This is a genomic window from Bradyrhizobium sp. 2TAF36 (assembly GCF_052114925.1).
In the GTDB taxonomy this organism is placed as follows: domain Bacteria; phylum Pseudomonadota; class Alphaproteobacteria; order Rhizobiales; family Xanthobacteraceae; genus Bradyrhizobium; species Bradyrhizobium barranii.
The window spans coordinates 19412-28379 of sequence record NZ_JBFRFR010000094.1 but is presented as its reverse complement, the minus strand read 5'-3'; the positions used below and the strand labels follow the sequence as shown (position 1 = coordinate 28379).

6 protein-coding genes are annotated in these 8968 nt (G+C 63.5%); 3 read left to right on the top strand and 3 right to left on the bottom strand.

Annotation, left to right across the window (positions count from 1 at the left end):
- Positions 1–814 precede the first annotated feature (814 nt).
- Entirely contained in the window at positions 815–1732 is a 918-nt protein-coding gene (locus tag AB4Z51_RS38050) for an intradiol ring-cleavage dioxygenase (protein WP_085404435.1), read from the bottom strand.
- Between the two features lie 162 nt (positions 1733–1894).
- Here AB4Z51_RS38050 and AB4Z51_RS38045 point away from each other — a divergent pair, with 162 nt between their 5' ends.
- The 3 genes from AB4Z51_RS38045 (at position 1895) to AB4Z51_RS38035 (ending at position 6174) form a co-directional block, all read left to right on the top strand.
- Positions 1895–3169, top strand: a complete 1275-nt coding sequence (locus tag AB4Z51_RS38045) for a serine hydrolase domain-containing protein (protein ID WP_085404436.1) — start codon at positions 1895–1897, stop codon at positions 3167–3169.
- 391 nt (positions 3170–3560) lie between these two features.
- Positions 3561–5018, top strand: a complete 1458-nt coding sequence (locus tag AB4Z51_RS38040) for a sensor histidine kinase (protein ID WP_085404437.1) — start codon at positions 3561–3563, stop codon at positions 5016–5018.
- 22 nt (positions 5019–5040) lie between these two features.
- Entirely contained in the window at positions 5041–6174 is a 1134-nt protein-coding gene (locus AB4Z51_RS38035; protein WP_085404438.1) for a mandelate racemase/muconate lactonizing enzyme family protein, read from the top strand.
- An 18-nt stretch (positions 6175–6192) separates the two neighbouring features.
- Here the strand turns inward: AB4Z51_RS38035 and AB4Z51_RS38030 are convergent, their stop codons facing one another.
- Together AB4Z51_RS38030 and AB4Z51_RS38025 are read right to left on the bottom strand one after the other, a co-directional pair.
- On the bottom strand, positions 6193–6471 hold the full coding sequence (locus AB4Z51_RS38030; RefSeq protein WP_135215078.1) for a hypothetical protein: 279 nt from the start codon (positions 6469–6471) through the stop codon (positions 6193–6195).
- Positions 6472–6568: 97 nt separating this feature from the next.
- A complete protein-coding gene (locus tag AB4Z51_RS38025; RefSeq protein ID WP_094184428.1) occupies positions 6569–8878 on the bottom strand; it encodes a TonB-dependent receptor in 2310 nt (769 codons plus the stop codon).
- Positions 8879–8968 lie beyond the last annotated feature (90 nt).

The following is an 8968-nucleotide window of genomic DNA, read 5'->3' as shown; positions in this document are numbered from 1 at the left end:
CTCCAAAAGCGCAATATCGCGTCGCGATACCCACTTTGGCCAGTCATTGGACGCTCCGACGCGAGACATCGGCCGCCTGCAACGATTGGCGACCACGGCCGCGTGCCGACCTATCCGTTTGCACACACCCAAGACCCATATGCGACATCGGCCAAATAGCCCAAACATCGCGCGATTAGCCGGGTTTAAAGGTTGATTGCGGCTAGACGTTTTTGCGCTCGACTATGCCGTCGTGACGGCGTTGAATCCGCTACGCGGGCTCTTTTGTTTCAAGGAGGGAGGACCGAAAAGTGAAGACAACGATCATCGCACTTTGTGCCGCCGCTCTCATCGCCGCCGCACCAGCCGCGCTTGCGCAGGGTGTACCAGGCAAAGCACTTGGTCTGCAGCATAAGATCTCTAAGAGACATCACCCGGGCGTCCCCGGCTACGCTCCGCTGCATGAGCTACAAACAATGGGATCGAAGAAGGGCTATCCGGGAGCTTTCGGTTACGCGCCTAATGAACCCAGTCGTTTAGACAGAAATCTCGAAGCGTCCAGACAAGCTGGTGGTGGCGGCGGCGGTGGCGGAGGGAGTGGCATGTGAACCCACGCGCTGCACGAACAGGCGGTATCCGTCCTGCTTGATCGGGACGCTCCGGGGGCGTTAAGGCCGGCTCGCCTCGCGTCTTCTTTATGTTCGCAGTATGTTTGTTGTTGGCCCAACTCGGACATCCAGTGAGGTCCGCTGTTGCGCAGCTACCAGAAGCACAGCGGACGTCGCACGCGCCCTGACTACCGAGCGGTCTAGAAGCGCGCTCTAGCGAGAATTCCTCACGCCGGCTCCGCAGCCTTCACCCCCAGCGGCTTCGGCGCCATGCCGCCGCCGGGCTTGAGGTGGAATTCGTAGGTCATCAGGTGCCACTGCCCGTTTGCCTTGGCGCCGTCGGGCATCTCAGGGTCGTTGCGCGGCTCGACCTTGGCGACGAGGTCGTCCTTGACGCCGAACACCACGTCGGAATCGAGATATTTGTCGCCGTCCATGAAGACGTGGGTGATCAGCGGCTCATAGCCTTTCGCATTGACGAGGAAGTGCACATGAGCGGGGCGCATCGGATGGCGCTTGGTCTGCGTGATCATCTCGCCGACAGGGCCATCGGTCGGGATCGGATAGCTGCACGGCAAAATGGTGCGGAAGAAGAAGCGGCCGTCGGCGTCGGTGATGAAGCGCGCCCGCGCCGAGGCACCGACCTCGTCGTAGTTCGGTTTTTGTGAATCGTAGAAGCCGTCATCGTCGGCATGCCAGACGTCGACGGGAACGCCCGCAAGCGGCTTGCCCTTGAGGTCGGTGACGCGGCTCTGCACGAACATCCGTTCGCCGGTCTGATTGTTCGGCGAGATGTCGGTGCCGTGCGCGGTGACCTTGTGCTCGCCGACATAGAACGGGCCGAGCACCGTGGTCTGGGTGGCGCCCTCGCGATCCCTGTGGTTGACGGCGTCGACCAGCATGGAGACCCCGAGCACGTCGGAGAGCAGGATGAATTCCTGCCTTGTGTCGGTGCATTTGTGGCCGGTGCGGGTCAGGAAATCGATGGCGTATTCCCATTCCTCGAAGGTGAGACCGGTCTTGCTCACGTAATCGTGCAGCGACTTCACCAATTCCTGGAGCAGGAATTTTGCCCGCGCATCAGGCGTATTGTCGAAGCTCTTGACGACGGCTTCGGTGAGTTCGGTCTCGTTGAACTGGGTCATGGTGCGTTTGCCCTGAATTTTCTCGTTGGCCCGGATGGGCTCCTTGGAGGCGTTCCACAGTGCAGCCTACACCAGCAGGCCCGGCCGCGTTAAGCGCAACCGGCTTGGAATGGGGCCGGCATTTCGCTATCAACTTTCCGACAAAACGCCCCGGAGGAACTGATGCTCGCCCCTACCCCCGCCTCGCCCGAATCCGTGGGCATGTCCAAGGCCGCGCTCGACCGCGTCGATGCGCATCTGAAGAGCCGCTACATCGATGCCGGCCGCTTCCCGGGCACGCACCTGCTGGTCTATCGCCGCGGCAAGGTCGCCCACAGCTCGGTGCAGGGCTTTGCCGACGTCGAGCGCAAGGCGCCGGTCAAGGACGACACCATTTACCGCATCTATTCCATGACCAAGCCGCTCACCAGCGTCGCCTTCATGATGCTGGTCGAGCAAGGCCTCGTGGCGATCGACGAGCCCGTCGCCAAATACATTCCGGAATGGAAGGATCTCGGCGTGTTCGTCGCCGGCACCGCGCCGGCCTTCCTGACCCGGCCGCCGTCCCGGCCGATGCTGATCGTCGACCTGCTGCGGCACACCGCCGGTCTCACCTACGGCTTCCAGCAGCGTTCCAACGTCGATGCCGCCTATCGCACCGAAAAGATCGGCGAGGTCGAGAAGTCAGGCACGCTGCAGAGCATGATCGAGGCGCTGGCAAAAATTCCGCTGGAGTTCTCGCCGGGCGAATCCTGGAACTACTCGGTGGCGACCGACGTGCTCGGCTATCTCGTCGGAAAAATCTCCGGGATTCCCTTCGAGCAGTTCCTTAAAACGCGCATCCTCGATCCGCTCGGCATGACCGACACTGATTTTCACGTGCCGGCCGCCAAGGCGCATCGCTTCGCCGCCTGCTACTCCGCCGACCCGGGTGGYGGCATGACCTTCCATGCCGGCCAGCGCCGCGAGGGCCTGACGCTCCAGGACGACCCGACCAAGAGCTCGTTCCTGTCGCCGCCCTCGTTCATCTCGGGCGGCGGCGGACTATGCTCGACGGTCGCCGACTATCTCACCTTCTGCCGCGCGCTGCTCAATGGCGGCGAGCTGGGCGGCGTCCGCCTGCTCGGGCCGAAGACGCTGGCGCTGATGACGAGCAACCACATTCCAGGCGGCCGCGCGCTGCCGGAGGTGTCGCGCTCGCTGTTTTCGGAAGCCACCTATAACGGCATCGGCTTCGGCCTCGGCTTCGCCGTGACCATGCGGCCGGCGGAGACGCTGATCGCCGGCAGCCCGGGCGAATATAATTGGGGCGGTGCGGCCACGACCTCGTTCTGGATCGACCCGGCCGAAGAGCTGATCACCATCTTCATGACGCAGGTGCTGCCGTCGAGCGCCTATCCGCTCCGGCGCGAACTGCGCAGCATGGTCTATGCGGCGATCACCGAGAGCAATCTCTGAGCTGCGTCTCAACAAGAACGGGCCCTCGCGATCGATCGCGAGGGCCCGTCGTTGTAGTGCATATGGCCGACCAGATAAATTCCGCCGCCGAGCACCAGAACGGCGGGCACGGCCCACAAAATCAGAACTGCGTCATCCTCCTCAGTTGGACGTGCAGACCTGACGGTCTTCATGCCGCTTTCAGCCTCGGTGCGCGACTTGACGCCCGCGACCGCGCTGCAAAATCTCTCCCTGACGTGCTCGCCGGACGCGAAAATCGTGGCGCGGTGGAAGTCTCACCCGTATGGTCTCCCCAAAATCATAATCCGGCGCCGCTGCGCTGGAACCGGGACGCCCGCGTTTGTCAAAGCTCACTCTGCCGGTCCGGCTCGCTCTTCTGGTCACGGGAACGATGTTGCCGCTGATCGTCTTTGCGGTCGGTATTGCCTATTCCAACTATCGCCAGGACCGCAGCGACGCGACACGACGCGTGCTGGAGACGGTGCGAAGCATGCGCCTCGTGCTCGATTCCGAAGTGCAGCGGATGACCGGCGGCTTGCAGGTGCTGGCGCTCAGCAACGCCCTGCAAAGCGGCGACTTCGACGACTTCCGCCGGCTGGCAACCGGGTTCATCAGCCAATATGGCGAGGACAGCGTCCTGCTGGTGGCGGACGGGAGCGGGCACCAGCTGTTCTCGACCGTCACGAGTGAAACGACAAACCTGCCACCCCGCAACAATCGCGAGATCGTCGAGCGGGTATTTGCGAGCAAGTCACCGCAATATTCCGACCTGTTCACCGGCTCGACCAAGAACCGGCCGATCGTGACCGTCGAGGTTCCCGTGCTGCGCAACGATGAGGTCGTCTACGCGCTCTCCTTCAGCCCGCCGATCGCGACATTCCAGAAACTGGTCGAGCAGCAGCGGCCGAACGATCAGTGGACGGTGTCGCTGCTGGACACCAAGGGTCGCGTGTTCGCGCGCGCGCCCAATCCGGCCGAGACGTTCGGCAAGCAGGCCTCCGGCGCACTGAACGATGCGATGGCCCGGACGCCGGAGGCGACCCTCTCCACCGTTTCGCTCGACGGCGTCGCGCTGTCCTCCGCCTATACGAGATCGCGGCTGACCGGCTGGACGGTCGTGGCCGGTGTCGCCGAGAGATCGCTGATCGCCCCGCTCTGGCGCGACATCGCGATCACCAGCCTGATCGGCGGCATCCTGCTGCTGACCGGCCTGACCTTCGCGGTGCGGATGGCGACCACGATCGCGCGCGGCGAGATGCTGCACAATCTGCTGATCGAGGAGCTCAACCATCGCGTCAAGAACACGCTGGCCTTGATGCAGGCGATCGCAGTGCAGACCTTCCGAAGTTCAAGCCGGGACGAGCGGACCAAGTTCGAGGGACGGCTCGGTGCGCTCGCCGAGGCGCATAATCTCCTGAGCCAGGAGAAATGGGCGGGCTCGGAGCTGAGGGACGTGATCGCGCGCGTGCTCCAGCCGTTCCTGCTGAGCAATCCCGATCGCATCCGCATGGCCGGCCCCACCGTGCCGCTGTCGCCGCGGCTCGCCGTGGTGCTGTCGATGATCGTGCACGAGATCGCCACCAACGCCGCGAAATACGGCGCGCTGTCGAACGAGACCGGCCGGGTCACGCTGGAATGGGAGGTCATCGCCGACACGCCGAAGCCCCGGCTGCGGCTGATCTGGAGCGAGATCGGCGGACCGCCGGTGACGGAGCCGGTGCAGCGCGGTTTCGGATCGCGCCTGATCGAGCGCAGCGCGCGCGACCAGCTCGGCGGCGAGGCGACCGTCGACTTCCTGCCGCGCGGCGTCGTCTGCACGGTGACGTGCGTGCTGGACGAGGCGCGGTGAACGGATTGAAGGAACATCGGCGATGAAGATCACCAAGGTGCGCACGCACATCCTCGAAGCAAAGCTCTCGCAGCCCTTCGCCTATTCGCGCGCCTGGTACGACACGCGCACCGCGATGCTGGTCGAGATCGAGACGGATGACGGATTGACCGGCTGGGGCGAATGCTACGGGCCGGCGCGGATGACGGCGGCGGTGGTGCAGAGCATCGCGCCCTTGCTGATCGGCGAGGATCCGCTGCGCACCGACGTGCTGTGGCAGATGGTCTACGCACGCTTGCGCGATCACGGCCAGAAGGGCGTCGTGATCCAGGGCCTGAGCGGCATCGATATCGCGTTGTGGGACATCAAGGGCAAGCATTTCGGCGTGCCAGCGCATCAGCTTCTCGGCGGCGCCGCGCGCAAGGAGATAGCGGCCTATGCGACCGGGCTCTACCGGCGCAAATCAGGCGATCCGCTCAAATACCTGCCGGAGGAAGCGGCCGGCTACGCCGCGGAGGGTTTCCGCGCCGTGAAGCTGAAGGTCGGCTTCGGCATCGCCGAGGACGCCGCGGTCACCCGCGCGGTGCGCGAGGCGATCGGCCTGGATGTCGCGCTGATGGTCGATGCGAACCACGCCTATGACGCAGTGGCGGCGATCCGGCTCGGCCGCATGATTGAGCGCTACGACATCGGCTGGTTCGAGGAGCCGGTGCCGCCGGAGGATGTCGCGGGATATCGCGCGGTACGATCCGCGCTGACGATTCCCATCGCCGGCGGCGAATGCGAATTCACCCGTTTCGGTTTTCGCGACCTGTTCGCATCGCATGCGCTGGACATCGCCCAGCCCGACACCTGCGCCGCGGGTGGCCTCTCCGAATGCAAGAAGATCGCCGACATGAGCGAGGCGTTCGGCATCCGCTACAATCCGCATGTCTGGGGCACCGGGATCGCGATCGCGGCCTCGCTCCAGCTCCTCGCCGTGCTGCCGTCACACACGCCGACCTCGCTTGCGCCGATCGAACCGATGCTCGAGTTCGACCGCACCGAGCATCCGATCCGGCAGGCGATTTTGAAGGAGCCGATCGAGCACGAGAAGGGTTTCGTGCGGGTGCCTGACAGACCGGGGCTAGGTATCGATATCGACCGCGAGGCGCTCGCGCGCTTCGCGGTTCAATAGAAAAAGCGGTCGACGCCGTTAATTCGGCGGCACGTCGATCGGAACGAGAAACGCGAAGCCATATTTGGCGTCCTCGCCGCGCGCCTCATCGAGGCCGCGTCCGAGTTCCACCGCGGCAATCTCCGCCGGAAGCGCGAGCCTGACGTGTCGGACATGATCCGGGCACAGGAGAGGACGCCCACCTGAACACATGCTCTCCAATTCCTCGACGAACCAGGCTTCCTGCACGCGCGCCCGGGCGGATCGCAGTGAGCTGGCCGAGAACGCCAGAACCGGTCTCTGGTTGATCTCCAGCACGAAGCAGCGCTGTCGCGCCGCCTGTGCGGCGCGATTGCTCTTGCGTGCCGTCGATCTGCCTTCAGCCCGGCCACTCGCGCGTGTCATCTCAACACCATCAGAAGTTCGCCGTGGCTGACAATCTGAACACACGTGGAGACCCCGGCGTGATGTTGTTATTCCCGTCCGCGGTCGAATAGTACTTCCGGTCGAGGAGATTTTCGATGTTGAGCTGGGCGCGCCAGGTCTCGTTGAGCCTGAAGAACACGGCGGCGTCCACCCGCGTGAACTCCGGAATCAGCACGGTGTCGTCGGACGATGCGAAGAAGTTCGAGTAGTGGATCACACCGAGGCCCGCGGCCCACTGCTCCGTGAACTGATACCTGTTCCAGAGGGAAAAGGTATTGTACGGCACAAGTCCCACGCGGTTGCCGGCGACAATGGTCGCGGAGTTGTTGCTGGTGATCCGCGCATCCGTGTAAGCGTAGCCGCCCGTGATCTGCCAGGCGTCCGTCACGTAGCCTGTCAGAGACGCTTCGAGGCCGCGGGTCTTGGTGGCTCCGCTCAGGATGAAGAATCCCGCATTGTTGGGATCGGCAAAGCGCTGATTGGTCCGGTCCAGTTCGTAGATCGCCGTAGCGAACTGCAGGCTCGGGAAGATGTCGTATTTGAGCCCGACTTCCTTGTTCACGAACTTCTCGGGCGCTGCGATGGCCAGGCCCGGTGTCAGAGCGCTGAACTGGTCGCCGGCGCTCGGCAGATACGAGATGCTGTAGCTGCCGTAGATCGACAGGTTTTCGAGCGGCTTGAACAGGACACCGACGCGTGGCGACACCAGATCATCGACCCGGTTGAGCTCGACGAATGTGCGGCGGTCTCGCGACGTCAGGTCGAAGTGATCGAACCGCAGGCCGCCGATCAGCTCCAGATAGCGCGTGATCTCGACCTGGTCCTGGACGTAGACGGCGCCGAGATTGAGCTTGTAGGTGTTGTTGGCATCGGTCCCCCCGTTATTGGCGAAAGTGACCGGAACGTACGACGTCGGATTCCTCGGATCGATCGTGATGGTCGACGATACGCCATTGAAGAGCCCGCTCTGCCGGTAGTTCAGGCCGTTCTGACGGCCCAACTCGGCGCCGAAGACGACGGTGTGACGAATTGGGCCCGTCCCGAATTTGTAGGTGAGATCGGTCTGGTTGAAGTAATTCGTCCGGTCGGTCTCGTTGTTGTATGCTTGCAGATTGCTCGAGGTTCCGGCGGCATTGACGGCACCGGAATTGGCTCCTCCGCCCGGATAGATGTTCTGGTAGAACTTGTCGTAGTTGGCGATCTGCGACGAATTCTTGATCGTCCACCCGTTCTCGAAATCGTGCTCGACGACAGCGGTTCCGATATCCACATCGGCGAGCGCATAGTTGAGGTTGGGGTTGCCGAAGAACGCAGACGGCGACGTATCGTAGGGATAGCGCGGGAAGGCGTTTCCGGGGCGGATCTGCGAAGGGATGCCGCGATCGACGGTACGCCGGTCGTGCAGATGCTCGTAGCTCAGCTTGACCGTCGTGGTGTCGTTCGGCGCAAAGGTCGCGGTAGGATTGATCGCCCAGCGTTCGAGGTTGACGAAATCGCGATAGCTCTGCGTGTTTTCGTACATCGCGTTGAGGCGGAAGGCCCAGTTCTCGTTGATCGCCTGGCCGACGTCGGTGGTCACGCGGGCGCCGGGATAGGAATTGCCGCCGACCGTCACCTCGCGAATGGTCGTACCGTCGGCCTCCTTGAGTACGCGGTTGACGACGCCACCGCCGCCGCCGCGGCCGAAGATCATCGCGTTCGGCCCCTTCAGGACCTCGAGCCGCTGAATGTTGTAGAAGTCGCGAAAATACTGGACGTCGTCGCGGATGCCGTTGGTGTAGAAGTCGGCGTTGCTGCGCTGGCCGCGGATGACGAGGTCGTCGCGATGCGATTCGCCCTGGTGATAGATCACGCCGGGCACATAACGGGTCGCCTCGCCGATCGAGGTGAAGGCCTGGTCCCTGATGAAATCCTTCGTCAGCACCGTCACCGACTGCGGCACGTTGAGGAGAGCCGTATTGGTCTTCGTCGCGCTGGTCACGCTCCGCGTGATATAGCCCTTCTGGCCGGTACGCGCGTCCTGATTGTTGACGCTCGGCGGCTTCTTCTCGACCGGTGCGACGGTGGCCGTCCGACGATTCGATCGCGCTGCGCGCGAGGTGGTCGCGGTCTGCGCCCGGCGGGCGCGCTGCTGCGGGGCTGAAACGACGACTGACGGCAAGGCTCCCGCCGCCTGCCCCTGCTGCGCAGAGGCCGGGCCGGCCTGCATCGTCAGCCCACCACTGAATGACAGCGCTGCCGTCGTCGACAGCAGAAAACCACGCAACGCCTTGCGGCCAGCCCAACAACCCAATTCCATCTGCAACGCCCCAAAAATTTCGCGTGCCGCTCTGAAAGACGGCTTCGCGGTCCCGAACCGGGGCGCATCTGCAATGCGAAGAATTAGATG

Bases quoted from the DNA above. Each gene is read 5' to 3' on its own strand.
- AB4Z51_RS38025 (WP_094184428.1), bottom strand. From the start codon at position 8,878: ATGGAATTGGGTTGTTGGGCTGGCCGCAAGGCGTTGCGTGGTTTTCTG.
- AB4Z51_RS38035 (WP_085404438.1), top strand. From the start codon at position 5,041: ATGAAGATCACCAAGGTGCGCACGCACATCCTCGAAGCAAAGCTCTCG.
- AB4Z51_RS38040 (WP_085404437.1), top strand. From the start codon at position 3,561: ATGTTGCCGCTGATCGTCTTTGCGGTCGGTATTGCCTATTCCAACTAT.
- AB4Z51_RS38050 (WP_085404435.1), bottom strand. From the start codon at position 1,732: ATGACCCAGTTCAACGAGACCGAACTCACCGAAGCCGTCGTCAAGAGC.